Annotated in this window: 14 protein-coding genes, 2 tRNA genes and 2 riboswitches; of the genes, 4 read left to right on the top strand and 12 right to left on the bottom strand. The window is 32.7% G+C overall.

Features of this window, described 5'->3' with window-relative positions:
- Window positions 1-3: 3 nt before the first annotated feature.
- Both B3792_RS05720 and B3792_RS05715 read right to left on the bottom strand, forming a co-directional pair.
- Complete coding sequence (locus B3792_RS05720) at window positions 4-567, bottom strand: anthranilate synthase component II (protein WP_125349948.1); 564 nt, start codon at window positions 565-567, stop codon at window positions 4-6.
- A 3-nt stretch (window positions 568-570) separates the two neighbouring features.
- Complete coding sequence (locus B3792_RS05715; RefSeq protein ID WP_219033919.1) at window positions 571-1,965, bottom strand: anthranilate synthase component I family protein; 1,395 nt, start codon at window positions 1,963-1,965, stop codon at window positions 571-573.
- A gap of 253 nt (window positions 1,966-2,218) precedes the next feature.
- Between B3792_RS05715 and B3792_RS05710 the strand changes: the two genes are divergently transcribed.
- Window positions 2,219-2,995: an enoyl-CoA hydratase/isomerase family protein gene (locus B3792_RS05710; RefSeq protein WP_219033920.1), complete on the top strand. Its 777-nt coding sequence runs from the start codon at window positions 2,219-2,221 to the stop codon at window positions 2,993-2,995.
- Window positions 2,996-3,068: 73 nt separating this feature from the next.
- Here the strand turns inward: B3792_RS05710 and trxA are convergent, their stop codons facing one another.
- The 5 genes from trxA to B3792_RS05685 form a co-directional block, all read right to left on the bottom strand.
- Window positions 3,069-3,425, bottom strand: coding sequence for a thioredoxin (gene trxA, locus B3792_RS05705; protein ID WP_291047899.1), 357 nt, complete (start codon window positions 3,423-3,425; stop codon window positions 3,069-3,071).
- A gap of 234 nt (window positions 3,426-3,659) precedes the next feature.
- Window positions 3,660-4,295, bottom strand: coding sequence for a suppressor of fused domain protein (locus tag B3792_RS05700; protein WP_291047902.1), 636 nt, complete (start codon window positions 4,293-4,295; stop codon window positions 3,660-3,662).
- Window positions 4,296-4,378: 83 nt separating this feature from the next.
- A tRNA-Met gene (locus B3792_RS05695) sits at window positions 4,379-4,451 on the bottom strand.
- Window positions 4,452-4,457: 6 nt separating this feature from the next.
- A tRNA-Met gene (locus tag B3792_RS05690) sits at window positions 4,458-4,530 on the bottom strand.
- A 149-nt stretch (window positions 4,531-4,679) separates the two neighbouring features.
- Window positions 4,680-5,831, bottom strand: coding sequence for an LOG family protein (locus B3792_RS05685; RefSeq protein WP_291047905.1), 1,152 nt, complete (start codon window positions 5,829-5,831; stop codon window positions 4,680-4,682).
- A gap of 126 nt (window positions 5,832-5,957) precedes the next feature.
- Window positions 5,958-6,045, top strand: a riboswitch (adenosylcobalamin-variant (AdoCbl-variant) riboswitch).
- 129 nt (window positions 6,046-6,174) lie between these two features.
- Between B3792_RS05685 and B3792_RS05680 the strand changes: the two genes are divergently transcribed.
- Both B3792_RS05680 and B3792_RS05675 read left to right on the top strand, forming a co-directional pair.
- A complete protein-coding gene (locus B3792_RS05680) occupies window positions 6,175-6,588 on the top strand; it encodes an acyl-CoA thioesterase (protein WP_114998110.1) in 414 nt (137 codons plus the stop codon).
- 119 nt (window positions 6,589-6,707) lie between these two features.
- Window positions 6,708-8,084, top strand: coding sequence for a tryptophanase (locus B3792_RS05675; RefSeq protein ID WP_114998113.1), 1,377 nt, complete (start codon window positions 6,708-6,710; stop codon window positions 8,082-8,084).
- 40 nt (window positions 8,085-8,124) lie between these two features.
- Here B3792_RS05675 and B3792_RS05670 read toward each other — a convergent pair whose 3' ends face one another.
- The 5 genes from B3792_RS05670 to B3792_RS05650 form a co-directional block, all read right to left on the bottom strand.
- Window positions 8,125-9,558: a M28 family peptidase gene (locus B3792_RS05670; RefSeq protein WP_291052185.1), complete on the bottom strand. Its 1,434-nt coding sequence runs from the start codon at window positions 9,556-9,558 to the stop codon at window positions 8,125-8,127.
- Window positions 9,559-9,683: 125 nt separating this feature from the next.
- Complete coding sequence (locus tag B3792_RS05665) at window positions 9,684-10,166, bottom strand: inorganic diphosphatase (protein ID WP_038336778.1); 483 nt, start codon at window positions 10,164-10,166, stop codon at window positions 9,684-9,686.
- A 30-nt stretch (window positions 10,167-10,196) separates the two neighbouring features.
- Complete coding sequence (locus B3792_RS05660) at window positions 10,197-12,734, bottom strand: DUF5686 family protein (protein ID WP_291065158.1); 2,538 nt, start codon at window positions 12,732-12,734, stop codon at window positions 10,197-10,199.
- 76 nt (window positions 12,735-12,810) lie between these two features.
- Window positions 12,811-13,788 (bottom strand): pyruvate dehydrogenase complex E1 component subunit beta, encoded by a 978-nt coding sequence (locus tag B3792_RS05655; protein WP_114998120.1) that lies wholly within the window; start codon window positions 13,786-13,788, stop codon window positions 12,811-12,813.
- Window positions 13,789-13,946: 158 nt separating this feature from the next.
- On the bottom strand, window positions 13,947-14,189 hold the full coding sequence (locus B3792_RS05650) for a TM2 domain-containing protein (protein ID WP_291047924.1): 243 nt from the start codon (window positions 14,187-14,189) through the stop codon (window positions 13,947-13,949).
- A 174-nt stretch (window positions 14,190-14,363) separates the two neighbouring features.
- Window positions 14,364-14,506, top strand: a riboswitch (cobalamin riboswitch).
- Between the two features lie 34 nt (window positions 14,507-14,540).
- Between B3792_RS05650 and B3792_RS05645 the strand changes: the two genes are divergently transcribed.
- Window positions 14,541-16,349, top strand: a complete 1,809-nt coding sequence (locus B3792_RS05645) for a TonB-dependent receptor plug domain-containing protein (RefSeq protein WP_291069084.1) — start codon at window positions 14,541-14,543, stop codon at window positions 16,347-16,349.

The raw sequence follows: 16,349 nt of genomic DNA, 5'->3' as shown, positions 1-16,349 counted from the left end.
GTTTTAAGCTTCTAACCAATTCTTAATCATCTCATCTCCAAGTGGTGTTAAAATAGATTCTGGATGAAACTGAACACCGCGAACATCATACGTTTTGTGACGTAAAGCCATCACTTCTCCTTTTGGACCAACTGCTGTAATTTCTAATTCTTCAGGAAAATCTTCATTTGAAACTACCCAAGAATGGTAACGTCCAACTTCTAATTTTTTTGGTAAATTTTGGAATAACACTTCGTCTTTTATTACTTCAATTTTAGATTCAACTCCGTGAAAAACTTCTTGTGTATTTAATAATTTCCCTCCAAAAACTTCTCCAATTGCTTGTTGTCCTAAACAAACGCCAAAAATAGATTTTGTTGAAGCATATTTCTCGATGATTGGTTTCAATAAATTGGCTTCATCAGGAACTCCTGGACCTGGAGAAAGTAATATTTTATCATAATTATTCACATCTTCCAAAGTAATTCCATCATTGCGAACAACGGTAATATCATCGGCGAATTTCTTTAATGAATGCACTAAATTATAGGTGAACGAATCGTAATTATCGATAACTAAAATTTTCATAGTTTATAGGTTTTGAGCGATTTCTATTGAGCGACGAAGCGCTCCTAATTTATGATTGACTTCTTGTAATTCATTTTCTTCGACCGATTTGGAAACAACTCCAGCACCAGCCTGAAAATATAAGGTATTTTGTTTGCTGACGAACGTACGAATCGCAATCGCCATGTTGATGTCACCGTTGAATCCTAAATATCCAATTCCGCCACCATAAACGCCACGATTTTGATTTTCGTAACCGTCTAATAATTCCATTGCTTTGAATTTTGGTGCGCCAGAAAGTGTTCCAGCCGGAAAAGAGTCTGCAAAAACTTTCATCGTATTTACGCTTGGATCCAATTGAGCAGTTACTTTTGAAACCATGTGAATCACATGCGAGAAATACTGAATTTCTTTGTATTGTGCGACTTTTACATCAGCAGAATTTCGACTTAAATCATTGCGAGCCAAATCGACCAACATCACATGCTCTTCATTTTCTTTTGGGTCAGCAATTAATTTTTCGGTCAATTCTTTGTCCAAAGTTGGACTTCCAGTTCTGCGAACTGTTCCTGCAATAGGATGAATTTCTGCATGATTATTATTAATGATAATTTGCGCTTCTGGTGAAGATCCGAAGATTTTATAATTTCCGTAATCGAAATAAAACAAATAGGGCGAAGGATTTACAGAGCGTAAAATGCGGTAAACATTAAATTCGTCACCCGAAAATTTTTGTTTGAATTGACGAGAAGGAACAATTTGGAAAACATCTCCACGGAAACAAGATTGTTTACATTTTGTCACCATTTCTTTGAATTCATCATCTGTTAAATTCGATTGAATTTCACTTTCTACATTAAATGGATATTCAACAATTGATTTGTTATGAACAACACTTTTAATTTCAGAAAATTTAGAATCTATTTCATCATTTTGAAATTCGATGAATTGAATTTCATTGTGAAAATGATTGAACACCACAATATTTTGATAGAACGAATACGAAAATTCTGGAATCGTTGCTTCGTTTCCTTTTGCTGAAAATTTTACTGTTTCAAAATGTGGAATCGCATCCCACGCAATGTATCCAAATAAACCATTTACAGGTAAATCTTCTCCATTTTGAATCATAAACTGACTTGTAAATTTTTTGAATTTCTCTGTCAATTCTTGACCATTCAACGCATATTCTTTTGTTTCTCCATTCGCATACGTTTCATTCACAATTCCGTTTGTAACCTTAAAAGTTGCGATCGGATTTAGACAAATAAAAGAGTTAGCATCTGTCTTAGAATGATAGTCAGAACTCTCTAATAATAAGGCATTCGGATAAATATCTCGCAATTTCAAATAAAGCTGAACAGGAGTTGTTAAATCGGCTAAAACAGTTTCTTTCTGTATGTTAAAAGTTAAATTCATTTGTTAAATATTTAGGTTTAGAGCACAAAAAAAGGCTTGTCGGTTACGACAAGCCTTTTCTACATATAACTGCATAGAGGTCTTACGAACCAACGTTTTGTTGTTCGATATTCCACCACCAGTTATTTGTAAATAATGTTTTCATTGGGACAAATTTAGGAAGGATTTTGAATTGTACAAATTATTTTTTGATAAATTTTTTAGTTGAGTGAACAATTGATATTTTTGAGTGAATAATAAAAACACAAACAAAATGGAATATAATTATAACAATCTGATTGTTGAAGTAGAAAATAAAATTGCATTAGTTACCTTAAATCGTCCGCAAGCATTAAATGCATTGAACAAAGATTTATTAGATGATATTTCAAACTTTTTTACAGACGCAGATTCTGATCCCGCTATTCGAGTAATTATTTTAACAGGTTCTGGTGAAAAATCTTTCGTTGCTGGTGCTGATATCAAAGAATTTGCAAGTTTTGATGGTCGTCAAGGTGAAAAATTAGCTGCAAAAGGACAAGAAAATGTTTTTGATAAAATTGAAAATTCTAAAAAACCTGTAATCGCCGCAGTGAATGGTTTTGCTTTAGGAGGTGGTTTAGAATTAGCGATGGCGTCTCATTTTCGTATAGCATCAACCAATGCAAAATTAGGATTACCAGAGGTTACATTAGGTTTGATTCCAGGTTATGGAGGAACGCAACGTTTGCCAAAATTAATTGGAAAAGGTCGTGCAATGCAGGCAATTATGACAGCAGATATGTTTACAGCTGAACGCGCGTATGAAATTGGTTTAGTGAATGAAGTTGTTGAGCAAGCTGAATTAATTGATCGAGCAAAAGAAATTGCGACTAAAATTTCAAAAAATTCTTCTGTAGCGATTCGTCACGCGATTCGAGCGATTAATGCGTCAGATAAAGACAATGGTTTTGAAGTTGAAATTGAAAGTTTCGGAAATTTATTTGACGAAGAAGATTTCAAAGAAGGAACAACTGCTTTTGTTGAGAAAAGAAAACCTAATTTTAAGTAAATTTACATAAGCAAAAAAATCCGCTCAATGAGCGGATTTTTTAATCGACTTTGGCTGCAAAGCAAACCTATTTTTAAATATATTTTTTGATTTCTGCCACCAATTGTTCTTTTGGCCTTGCTCCACTTTGTTTCCATAATAATTCACCATTTTTGAAAATAGCAAAAGTCGGAACTCCTTGCACTTGATGTCGTGCAGCTAAATCTTGATATTTATCAACATCCACTTTTAGGATTTTGACATCACCTCCCAATTCTTCTTTCACTTGTTGCAAAATTGGCCCCATCATTTGACAAGGACCACACCAAGTTGCAAAAAAATCTAACAAAACTGGTTTATCTGAATTAATAATTTCTTCAAAAGTCATCGTTTTTGATTCTTCTTGGTTATTTGATTGATTTTTATTTCGGTTGAATAAATTTTTAAACATCTTTATTTTTTCTTCTTAAATATACTAAAAAAGCACTTCCGAAGAAGTGCTTCATAATTAGTTTTACTAATTATTAACCTAACCTATGAAAAATTTATTCTACTGTTAGTGCTACTAACATTTAGATATAATCAAAACAAATACCAATTTTAAAATACTGACAATCTGTTTTTTACATTTAACATAATTTAAGAAATAGGCTAACACAAATATGTTTTATTTTAAAAATTTCTACTATAATTCACACACAAATTTTGGATTAACTGACTTTATTTCAGCTATCACTGACATTATTTCTTCTTTGGTTGAATTCTCTTCCAATCTTTTCAATTGTTCCGAATTCAAACCAATCATTTGTATAAATATCACTTTACCATGAGGCGTATCAATTTCATCTAAATCATCATCCTTGATAAAAGCCAAACCAACAATATCCGTTTCCGAATCTGTACGAATTGGACCTCCTAATGGTAAAAACTGGTATTCATCAAACCAAACTTTTGTTTCGTTCACGAATCGCCCCAAATTATTCATTAATTGAACTACCCAAAAAGGGTCTTCACCATTATCATCTTTAACAGGTTTCACGCGGAAAGAAAACTCAAATCCCCATTTACTAAAATCTGCACCTACACTCTCTTCCGAATAGTATAAATGTGACATTCCGTAACTTACCAAATGATAATAACCATTGACATCAAAAATCGCAACACCGTCAATTGGATCATCTCCGCCCTGAAAAGACATCACTTGCGGCGAATAAAAACGAGGCTCTAAAGTCCCATAAACTTCTTTTAAGCGATTTTCGATTGCAATTGCACCAACGGCTTGATCTGATTTATATTGTTTTTTGTATTCTTCTAAATTCATGATGCAAAAATAGTTTATCCAATATTAATTCTCAGTTAAAGACATAAAAAAAGAGAGCTTCTTGTTAGAAACTCTCTTTATAGTAGCGAGGACCGGACTCGAACCGATGACCTTCGGGTTATGAGCCCGACGAGCTACCTACTGCTCCACCTCGCGATTTAGTAGCGAGAACAGGACTCGAACCTGTGACCTTCGGGTTATGAGCCCGACGAGCTACCTACTGCTCCATCTCGCGTTATTGGACTGCAAATATACGTTCATTATTTAAAATACCAAACATTTTTCGAAATTATTTTATTTTATTCGGACAAAAAACAAATAAAAACCACATAAAACACTACACTAAAGCAAGTTATTCAGTTTTAAATATTTTAAAAATATTCCTTAATTAACTTTAATTGGTGGATGATTTTCGATAAAATCGATTGCTAAATCTGCATTATCTGTTAAAAATAGTAACTCCTTATATGCTCGTCCTGTTGCCAATTGATGCAAAACTGAATAAATCGCCGTATCTTCTACATATCTTTTCTTACTCAAAAAAATCATTGGACTATAATATCCTGAAGTTCCGTAATGATTTTGAGCTGCTTCCTGAAAAATTTCTTGGGTTGTTCCTGCACTTCCAGGCGCATAAACCAAACCGAACAAGCTAATTGTTAACAACATATCTTCTCTGATACTATTTGAAAAATATTTTGCAATATTCGTGGCAAATAAATTACTTGGTTCATGACCATAAAACCACGTAGGAATTGCCAAACTTTCAGCACCATTTGGATAGATTTCTAAAACTTTTTTAGCATTCGTCATAAAATTCTTCGCCAAATATTCAGTTTTATCTTCATCAATAAAGTCTAAATCAGCCAAAATATGAATTGCATTCATCAAATCTTCATCCGAATAATTTGCCATATAAGCTCCTAGATTAGCAGCCTCCATAATTCCAGGCCCTCCACCAGAAACAACAAAATACCCTTTTTCAGTTGCTAATTTCGCCGCTTTTGCCGTTTCATTATAAAACTCAGAATTACGCGCAGTAGAATGTCCCCCCATAAAGCCAACCACTTTTTTCTTCGTCATTCCATTATCATCATATTTCAAAATTCGACGCAAACCATCATCAATAGACAAATCATGTAAGCGTTGTGCCAAAGCTTCTGAAACAGACGGATTATATTTATGTTTTTTAAAATGTTTATAGATTTTAAGATCGATACTTTGGTCATTATCTGGATTATAACCTTCCATCAGCTCTTGCCAAGTGTATAATTTTCCACGATAAGGATTATAAGGAACTGATTCAAATTTTGGATAAACAAATGCTCCTTTTTCAATTAAATAGATCGCTTCGTGTTGTTTAAACTTACAACCCAAAAACGATGTATTGCATAAATTATATTCTTCCCAATTAATTTCTTGACGCAAAAAATTAATATCTTGAACTACTTTATCGGTTAAATCTTTGGTTTGAGAAACTAATTCATTCCATTCTGATAGATTATGAACTAAATCTTTGATTGGTTTTATTTTCATTCTTTTTTCTTACTTCATTAAAAATTCGTAAAATGAATTTACACGAATTATTCCAAACCAACGAATTCGGCACAATAAATCTGCTAATTTTCATTTTTCTAATTTATATTTGCATCAAATTCGTGCTCAACTTATTGGGGAATCGTGTGCAATTCACGAACTGTCGCGCAACTGTGAATCAATATTTTTGATAAGTCAGAATGCCACTAATTGAGTTAATAATTAGTCAAAAACTTTCGCGAAAAAAGTAAAAATTATGTTCTATGAAATCATCAAACCACCACAAAAAAACATTATCAACTCAAAAAATAATGAAGAAAAGTAACGTGTAAATATTATGATAATGGAAGTGGAAAAAACACCAAGAGAAGAGTTGATCGAACAACGTATCATCAATTCTGAAACTCGCATTTTCAAAGCTGTTTTTCCAGGAGATACAAACCACCACAACACAATGTTTGGAGGGTCAGTAATGTATTTGATGGATGAAATTGCTTTTATGACAGCAACTCGTTTTTGTCGCAAACCTATTGTTACGGTAAGTAGTGACAAAATTGATTTTAAACACTCAATTCCAGCAGGAACTATCGTAGAAATGGTAGGAAAAGTGGTACGTGTAGGACGTTCAAGTTTGGATGTACAAATTGACGTTTTTATCGAAAGTATGTATCGTGACGGACGTGATAAAGCGATTTCTGGAACGTTTACATTAGTTGCAATTAACGAAAACAAACGACCAGTTCCTGTTATTGACTAACACGAGCTATAGAAAATTTTTAATCCTTTATCTTTTTGATAGAGGATTTTTTTATGATTTTCAATTAATAATTGATAATATTCTAAAGGTTTCTTAGTTTTACATTAAACACAAGAAAAATGGAATTACCTTTTGCCGAACCATTTCGTATAAAAATGGTCGAAGAAATTTATCAATCTACTCGAGAAGAACGCGAAAAGTGGATCGAAGAAAAAGATTACAACCTATTTAACCTAGAAAGCCACAAAGTATTTATTGATTTATTAACTGATTCTGGAACTGGAGCAATGTCTGATAAACAGTGGTCTGCAATGATGACTGGAGACGAAAGCTACGCTGGTTCTCAATCTTTCTTAAAACTGAGAGAAACCATTAATACCATTACTGGATTTGAGTTTCTTTTACCAACGCATCAAGGTCGTGCAGCAGAAAACGTATTATTTTCAGCTCTTGTAAAAGAAGGTCATGTTGTTCCTGGAAATTCGCATTTTGATACAACAAAAGGTCATATCGAATTTAGAAAAGCGCACGCAATTGATTGTACTATTGATGAGGCTTTTGACAGCGAATTGATTCATCCTTTCAAAGGAAATATCGATTTACAAAAATTAGAAAATGTCTACAAAGAATATGGGAAAGAACAAATTCCATTCACATTAATCACTGTTACGTGTAATTCTTCTGGTGGTCAACCTGTGTCTATAGAAAATATTCGTCAAGTTCGTGAATTGTCTAATCAATATGGAATTCCAGTCTTTTTTGATGGCGCTCGTTTTGCGGAAAATGCTTATTTCATCAAAGAAAGAGAAGAAGAATTCAAAACGGAAACGATTAAAGAAATTGTTTTAGAAATGTTTTCTTACGGAGATGGAATGACGATGTCTGCGAAAAAGGATGGTTTGGTAAATATTGGTGGATTTATTGCACTGAATAATGAAGAGCTATATAAAATTTGTGGAAATTTTGGAATTATCTATGAAGGATATTTAAGTTATGGCGGTTTAGCTGGACGCGATTTAGCCGCTTTAGCACAAGGTTTACAAGAATCTACAGAATATTCTTATTTACAATCGCGCATCAAACAAATTGAATATTTAGGGAATAAATTAATTGAATTTGGGATTCCAATTCAGCAGCCAATTGGTGGACACGCTATTTTTGTTGATGCTGTAAAGTTTTTACCAAATGTAACGCGCGAAGAATTTCCTGCACAAACATTGGGAATCGAATTGTACAAAGAAGCTGGAATTCGTGGTGTAGAAATCGGAACTATTTTGGCAGATCGTGATCCTAAAACACGTGAAAATCGTTATCCAAAATTAGAATTATTGCGTTTAGCAATTCCAAGAAGAACTTATTTCCAAAGTCATATGGATTATATCGCGGTTGCGTTGAAAAATATTTTTGATCGACGAAACGAAATTAATTCTGGTTATGAAATTTCGTGGGAATCTGAAATTTTAAGACATTTCACTGTAAAATTGAAAAAGAAATAAATAAAAAATCCTTCAGAAATTCTGAAGGATTTTTTTGATATTACCATCTCCAATCGCCCGAAATACGAAGTGGAGTTTCTAAATTTCCTTTGATTAAGGCTTCTTTTACTTCTTGCTCGTTCCAACGTTTTGAAGGAATTTCTTTCAAATTACTCAAACGATACAACAAATAGGTTTCCAAAATCACATTATTTTTCAAACCAATTTCTTCTACATAATCAAATGTATCGCAATTCGCGTGGTAACAATTTAACGCTCCTTTTGTAAATTGACTATCCGAAAGCCCAATAATAGGCACGCCTTGCAACATAAACGGTTGATGATCTGAATGTAAATCTACACTCGCAAATGTTTTCAATTTAAAATCTGGAATTACTTTTTGCACATCATTCGCATAATCAGTTAAAATAGGTAAATTACTTTCCATTGTCGAATAATAAGACTTTGGATTTGTTGTCATATCCATATTCGACATTGCTTTGATTTGATTGATAGAACCATCTTTCAGCGCTCGATTGACGTAATATTTAGAACCTATCAAACCAACTTCTTCGCCCATAAATAAAACAAATTCTATTGTTCGATCATTTTGAAGATTTAACTTCTTATATGTTCTCGCAATATCCATCACAGAAAAGCTTCCAACACCATTATCAATCGCTCCTGTAGCCAAATCCCAACTATCTAAATGCCCTCCAAGAATTATTTTCTCATTTGGAAATTTAGAACCGATTTTCTTTGCAATAATGTTGCGACCTTTCATTTGTCCAACATCATTTTTCATTTCGATTTTAGCAATTTCTTTTCCTTTTGATAGATTTTCTTTGATTTTCAATCCATCTTCTAAACTGATGTTAATTGCAGGAATTTTAATAATTTCTCCCGTTACAGAGGCCGTTCCTGTCAATAGAATTCCTCCAGCAGGGCGATTAAACAAGATAATTCCTTTTGCTCCGTACTTTTCTGCTAAAGCTGTTTTTTCGGAACGATGTAGATTTTCGATTTCTTTTGGCGTTCCATCCAACAAACCAAGCGTAGCAAAAACAATTTTTCCTTTTACTTTATCACCAATCTTTTTGTAATCTTCTTCAAGTCCATTTCCCAAATCAATCAATTCTCCCGAAAGACTAACATTTGCTGGCGAATGCGCCAAAGCAACGGCTTTTATAGGTTGATTATTGATTTTTAAATCTAAACTTTTACGATTCCATCCGCTAAATGTAAATTCTTGAAAAGACACATCATAACCATACGAACGCAACAAATTGGCCGCATATTCTTCTGCTATTCGTCCATTTTCTGTTCCTGTAGCGCGATGTCCAATTGTTTCGGTTGCTTTTTTTAATTGTTGATAAGCTTCAGAATTCTGTTGTACTTCTTTGTTAATCAACTCTAAAACTTGTTGATTAGTTTGAGCAGATAAACTCATGGTTGTAGAGATTAAACCTAGTGTTAATAAAAATTTCGATTTCATGTGTGAGTATTTCTATAAACTTAAAAATGTTTTTGGAAATAGTTGATAGAATGGGAGGAAAATTTAATCAAAAAAAATAGTCCTCAAAAAATGAGGACTATTTATATGAAATTATAAATTATTTCTTAGTGAGCTGGTACGAAACGCTCTCTTGCATCTTGCAACAATTGTTCTGCTTCTGCTTTATCACCGTACCCTTCAATTGTTGTTGTCTTATTTTCTAAGTCTTTATACACTCTGAAAAAGTGCTCAACTTCTTTCAATGTATGAGGATTCATATCAGTGATGTTTTCTAATTGGTTCCATGTTGGATCAGCAACTGGTACACAAATTAATTTTTCATCTTGTCCTTTGTCATCAGACATTTTAAGAACACCGATTGTTTTTACTTCGATTACACATCCAGGAACAGTAGGTTCTGTTAAGAAAACTAATACGTCAATTGGATCTCCGTCTAATCCTAATGTATTTTCTACGAAACCGTAATCAGCTGGGTAGAACATTGGAGAGTATAAAACACGATCAAAACGGATTCTTCCTGTTTCGTGATCCATTTCATATTTATTGCGAGATCCTCTTGGGATTTCAATGATTGCATCAAAAGTCATTGTAATATTCTTTTTTTTATTATGTATTTTCTAAAAATTCCAATCTAAACCGATTGTGATGCCAAATTTACGAACATCTGGCAAATTATTATAATTTCCGCGCCAATTAAAATCAACACGTATTGGTCTAATGTTTCCAAAACCAATGTTTTCGATCCCAAACCCGTATTCGTAGTAGATTTGTTGATTTGGTGCAAAATATTCTATTGTCGAACGATTAATAGCTTTACTTTTCTCAGAAATGTCTCCGTAAGCCGCTCTCAAGAATCCAACTTCTCTTAATTTTAATTTTTTGATTAACGGAACTTTGTTCAAAATCCAACCGTTAAAATGATGTTCCCAGTTCATCGTTACATATTCGTCTGTTACAAATTCATAATAATCTAATTGTGAAAATGTACCATAAACTTGTCCGTAACTCTCATTTCCAGGTAACGCACTCATTAATGATAAAGGAACACCTTGAAATGTTTTTCCTGCTTCTACAGTTACCAATGATTTACCAAAAGATCCAATCAAAATTGGTTGTGTATATAAAAATTGTAATTTATCATATTCAAAATCTGAATTAATTACACCTTTCAATCCTTTTGTATAGCGCAACATTAACGTGGGAGCAAGTGTTGTCATTTCGTAACGATCAATTCCATATTGAGAATATTTTGCACCTGGACGAGCAATTACCGAAACACTTACACTTGAATTTGTTAAAGTTTCTTTAATCTGACCGTTTTTTTCATATCCAATCGAAAAATGTACTGCATCAGCTGGTTTGATCAATTGATAATTTCCATCAACACGAAACGTTACATTTTTCCAAGGCTCTATCGACGCATACACATTTGTCAAATTATTGTTACTCAAAAATGTATTATCTCCTTGATTGATGATTGATGACGAAGCAAAACTACGGGTCATAATTCCGTCAGAAGCCGTTAACGTTGCAGCCAATTGTTCTACATCACGTTTTGTTCCGATACCGACTTGAAAACGATTATATTTATTGAACATGTAACGAAAATCTGCTCCATATTTGAATTTATCATCTCGAAAACCATATGCCAAGAAACCTTGCGCACGCCACATATCATTTTGCGAAAAATATGTACGAGCTCCAGCTCTCAAACGGAATCCTTCGATTTGGTTGTATCCAAAAGATGAATATAAATTCCCGATATCAATTGCATTTCCAACATTGTAATATCCAGAACCAAAAATCTCGATTGCTTTCACAATATTATTGAATTTTGGTACTTTATTTAATTGCTCTAATGTTTCGTAAATCCCTTCTTGATCTTTTGTTAAAGCTTCAGGACGATTTTCTGCCCAAAACTGATTATCTTTTTCGTTAAGCGCAGCTTTTGCTGGATCTAATTTCTCGTAATAAAAAGCTTCGGGATGTGTTGTATCGAAATCGTAATTGTAATAATTCACCGTTTTATGCGCAAAAATACCTTTCGCACTTTCCTTTTTACTCAACAACGACATATCCAACATCGCGTATTCTTTTTTCGGATAGAAAATAGAATCATTTGGAATATCATATTCTAAATTCATGAAAATATTACGCACAAAATTCACATTCATTTCTTTCGTTGTCTCCATCACAACTTCTTTTACCGCATAGGCATCTTTCGAGATATATAATTCTCCTTTAAATGTCAATTCACCTTCGCGACGCGGATAATATTTGATTCGATAAGATTCTATTCCATCTACATCAACTGTATCTTTCAATTCATAATCATAAACCGCGAAACCATCTGTAGCAATTGGACTCACAAATTTGATATCCAAAATATTGACACGATTATCATAAATATCAATATCACGGAAAAGATTTTTTACCGTAGAAGCCACCACTTCATTTTTCTCGAAACCTGATGTTTTATTTGCAATTAATTCTCGACGTTCTTTTGTAGAAGGTTTATTAATTCCTGCAACATTGTAAATTGACTCATTCAAGAAAGCTGGTAAATATGTTTTTCCATTAATAGAAGAAGTATCTACTTTCTCGAAAACAAACTCCATTCCTTTAAAAATCTTACGTTTCATAAAAGTTGAATCGATATTACTAATATCAAATTGCAACTTTTCGTATTCATCATATTGATAATGTGGCGCTAATTTTAGCCCATTTTTCTTTTTACGCTTCCATACTTCACGCAAAATAGCATAAGCTGGATTTTCTTTCTTTTTAGGACGTTTTTTCTTTGCCGAAACAACCGCAGTTTGTAAATCTACCGTTCCGCCATCTTCTTCTGAAGTATTGTCTTCTGTTAAAAATAATTGAGCAATAAAATTATAATCGATTTTATTTTCGATAACATAATCAGAAGTTTCGTATCCATTTTTTGATACGACAATTTTATTTGTATTCGAACTAGATTCGATATAAAAAGTACCATCAGAGTTTGATGTTGCACTTACTTTAAGTTCTGGTAAACGAATATCTGCGTAAGGAATAGGCTTCTGAGTTTCAGAATCGATTACCTTTCCTTGAATTTTTACTTGCGCGTGCACAGACGCTAAAACAACTATAAAAAAAGCTGTTATATAACTTTTCATCAATTAGATTTGGTTAAAAAAATAAAGCCTAGCAAAATGTGTGCTAGACTTTACAAATATAGTTTATAAATCTTAATTATTTATACATCACAGCTTTTACAGCTTCAACTACATCTTTTGCATTAGGAATCCAAGTCTCATACAAGTTTGGAGCATAAGGCGCTGATGTATCTTTTGTTGTGATACGTTTGATTGGTGCATCTAAATAATCGAATGCTTTTTGTTGAACCATATACGTAATTTCTGAAGCAACTGAAGCGAAAGGCCAAGCTTCTTCTAAAACTACTAAACGATTTGTTTTCTTAACAGATTTGAAAATTGTATCGTAATCTAATGGACGAACTGTACGTAAATCAATTACTTCTACAGAAATTCCTTCTTTAGCTAATTCATCAGCAGCAATGTAAGCTTGCTTAATGATTTTCCCGAAAGAAACTAACGTTACATCTGTACCTTCACGTTTGATTTCTGCTTTACCAATTTCGATTGTGTATTCTTCATCTGGCATTTCCATTTTATCTCCATACATCTGTTCAGATTCCATGAAAATTACTGGATCGTTATCACGAATTGCAGATTTTAATAAACCTTTTGCATCATAAGGGTTTGAAGGAACAATTACTTTAAGACCTGGTACATTTGCATACCAATTCTCAAAAGCTTGTGAGTGTGTTGCACCTAATTGTCCTGCAGAAGCAGTAGGTCCTCTAAATACAATTGGACAGTTGAATTGTCCTCCTGACATTTGATAAATTTTTGCAGCGTTATTGATAATTTGGTCAATAGACACTAATGAGAAGTTGAATGTCATATATTCTACGATTGGACGACATCCCGTCATTGTAGATCCAATTGCGATTCCAGAAAAACCAGCCTCTGCGATTGGCGCATCAATTACACGTTCTGCTCCAAATTCGTCTAACATTCCTTTCGAAGCTTTGTACGCTCCGTTGTATTCTGCTACCTCTTCTCCAATTAAAAATATAGATTCATCGCGACGCATTTCTTCACTCATTGCCTCTGCGATTACTTCTCTAAATGTTTTTATAGCCATTTTATGCGATTTCGTTCTTTATTATATTTTTTCCTAAAGCAAATGTAATAAAAAACTTGCGAATTATTTAAAACGAATTCATTCAATAAAAAAATCCCAAAATAATCTAAAGTTATTTTGGGATCGAAAAATATTTAAAAAAGAATGTAATCTCTATTTTAGAACCAGCCTTTGTGACCTTCTACATATGTTTTATCAAACTCTTCGTCAGATTTAGTCAAATAAATAATCCCTTCAATAAATCCAATAAGTCCAGCAAATCCAAATGTTACAAAAGTGGCAATAATTTGAATAACTCCTTCTTTTGTATATCCTAAATAGAATTTATGAATTCCTAAATATCCTACTAAAATTCCAGCAATGATTTTTTTCTCTGATTTGTACGGCTGATTGTTTTCCATCGTTTTTAAAGTTTAAATAATAATTGTTTTTGTTGGTTACAAATTTAATTTGTCCATCATTCTTAAAAATCACTAGATATAATGATTTTGAATACTGTACAAATAAAATAAATCTGATCTTAATTTAAGGTTAACGATTTAACAATCTACTTTTTATAAAATCAATTGCTTTTCTTTACATTTGCATAAAATGGTGCTCAACGAGTGAGTTAAAAGGGAATTTGGTTCAATTCCAAAACTGTCCCCGCAACTGTAAATTCTAACATACTTTTTGTAAAAGAATAAGTCAGGAAACCTGCCATTGCTAACAAATTAATAGAAAATGTTTTCGGAGGAAAAACAGATTTTAATATGAAAAAACTTTTTCTTTGTTTTAATCTTATCGCTGGAATTGCTTTTGCACAGACGGATACCATCAATTTGAAACCTTTGATTTTGAACGATGCTTTTCTTAAAAATCATTACAAATCTCAAAGTATTATCAAACTTAATGATAGTATTTTAGAGCAAAATCCTAATCAACTGACGCAAGTTTTACAAGCGCAAACGCCAATTTATTTTAAAGAAAATGGACGAGGAATGGTTTCTTCGCCTTCGTTTCGTGGAACTTTAGCTTCGCATACAGCGGTAATTTGGAACGGAATAAATGTCAATTCGCAAACAACAGGACAAACGGATTTTAATTTATTTGCAAGTAATTCGTTTGACGGAATTTTAGTGAAACCAGGAGGCGGAAGTATTGCGTATGGAACAGGTTCTATCGGCGGTACAATTCATTTGTTGAATAAATTTGAGTATGACAAAGGTTTACAGCAAAAAATAAATTTAGGATACGGAAGTTACGATACATGGTCGGGAAAATATCAATTGAAATATAGTACAGAAAAATTTAGTTCTTCAATCGATTACGAACGAAATCAATCTGATAATGATTATAAAATTCCGAATCACATGAAGAAGAATTTGAACGGAAAATATTATTTCAATACAATTAATGGAAATTTTGGCTATAAAATTAATCCTGAAAACGAATTGAAACTTTATTCAATGATCAATTTTGGGAAGCGCGAATTTCCTTTAGTTGACATTGGTTCAACGCCTTCTGGGTACGAAAATAAGGATTATCGTTTGATGACAGAATGGAATTTCAATCCAAATGAAAAGTGGCTATCGCAGTTAAAATTGGCATATATCCGAGAAGAAAACAGTTATTTCAACAATATTCACAAATCTTATTCGGACGATTTACAGGTGGATAATTATGTTTTAAAATATTATCTGAATCATCAATTGACTAATAATTTCGAGCTTTCACTTTTATCGGAAGCTAATTATAATCAAGGAAGTGGAAATAATTTGACCAAAAGTGATCAAAATTCTATCAATTTTGCCTTAATCGCAAAGCATAAATTATCAGATGTTTTGGAATATGAAGCGAGTATTCGTCAAGATTTTTCTGATACGTACCAAAATCCTTTTATTTATTCATTAGGTTTTAATTATCGTCCAATACATTCGTATCAATTGAGAGGAAATGTTTCGAAAAATTTCAGAAATCCAACGTACAATGATTTGTTTTGGAAAACTGGTGGAAATCCAGATTTGAAATCAGAATCAGCTTATCAATTTGAATTAGGAAATGATTTTATCAGTAAAAATTTAAACATTCAAACCAATATTTTTTACAATAAGTTGAGTGATATGATTCAATGGATTCCGAATTCGCAAAACAGTTCTTATTGGGTTCCTGTGAACATCAACAAAGCAGAAACCTATGGTTTTGAAATGATTGGAAATTACAAATGGAATGCGTTTACTTTCAAAACAACTTATGCATACACCAAAACAAAAGATAAATTTAAAAATAAGGAATTGATGTATTCGCCAAATCATAAATGGACGGCGAGCGCACAATACACTTACAAACGTTTATCTGCTTTTGTACAAAATATTTATACAAGTAAAGTTTTTACCGATTCGGAAGAAGAAAGAACGCTTGATGGATTTTGGCTAACGAATTTAGGTTTAAATTATACGATTTCACGACTTTATAGCGTTTCTATGAGAGTGAATAATGTGTTTAACCAGGAATATCAAACGCAAGAAAATCGTTGGCAACCAGGCACAAATTATAACATACAAATACAAATAAAATTTTAA

Source organism: Empedobacter sp. UBA5924, from assembly GCF_002431085.1.
Lineage (GTDB): Bacteria > Bacteroidota > Bacteroidia > Flavobacteriales > Weeksellaceae > Empedobacter > Empedobacter falsenii_B.
The sequence above is the reverse complement of the archived record's forward strand: the minus strand, read 5'-3'. Positions and strand labels throughout refer to the sequence as shown.

Excerpts from the sequence above, each read along its gene's own strand:
- B3792_RS05720 (WP_125349948.1), bottom strand. The coding sequence starts at position 567 with ATGAAAATTTTAGTTATCGATAATTACGATTCGTTCACCTATAATTTA.
- B3792_RS05715 (WP_219033919.1), bottom strand. The coding sequence starts at position 1,965 with ATGAATTTAACTTTTAACATACAGAAAGAAACTGTTTTAGCCGATTTA.
- B3792_RS05710 (WP_219033920.1), top strand. The coding sequence starts at position 2,219 with ATGGAATATAATTATAACAATCTGATTGTTGAAGTAGAAAATAAAATT.
- trxA (WP_291047899.1), bottom strand. The coding sequence starts at position 3,425 with ATGTTTAAAAATTTATTCAACCGAAATAAAAATCAATCAAATAACCAA.
- B3792_RS05700 (WP_291047902.1), bottom strand. The coding sequence starts at position 4,295 with ATGAATTTAGAAGAATACAAAAAACAATATAAATCAGATCAAGCCGTT.
- B3792_RS05685 (WP_291047905.1), bottom strand. The coding sequence starts at position 5,831 with ATGAAAATAAAACCAATCAAAGATTTAGTTCATAATCTATCAGAATGG.
- B3792_RS05680 (WP_114998110.1), top strand. The coding sequence starts at position 6,175 with ATGGAAGTGGAAAAAACACCAAGAGAAGAGTTGATCGAACAACGTATC.
- B3792_RS05675 (WP_114998113.1), top strand. The coding sequence starts at position 6,708 with ATGGAATTACCTTTTGCCGAACCATTTCGTATAAAAATGGTCGAAGAA.
- B3792_RS05670 (WP_291052185.1), bottom strand. The coding sequence starts at position 9,558 with ATGAAATCGAAATTTTTATTAACACTAGGTTTAATCTCTACAACCATG.
- B3792_RS05665 (WP_038336778.1), bottom strand. The coding sequence starts at position 10,166 with ATGACTTTTGATGCAATCATTGAAATCCCAAGAGGATCTCGCAATAAA.
- B3792_RS05660 (WP_291065158.1), bottom strand. The coding sequence starts at position 12,734 with ATGAAAAGTTATATAACAGCTTTTTTTATAGTTGTTTTAGCGTCTGTG.
- B3792_RS05655 (WP_114998120.1), bottom strand. The coding sequence starts at position 13,788 with ATGGCTATAAAAACATTTAGAGAAGTAATCGCAGAGGCAATGAGTGAA.
- B3792_RS05650 (WP_291047924.1), bottom strand. The coding sequence starts at position 14,189 with ATGGAAAACAATCAGCCGTACAAATCAGAGAAAAAAATCATTGCTGGA.
- B3792_RS05645 (WP_291069084.1), top strand. The coding sequence starts at position 14,541 with ATGAAAAAACTTTTTCTTTGTTTTAATCTTATCGCTGGAATTGCTTTT.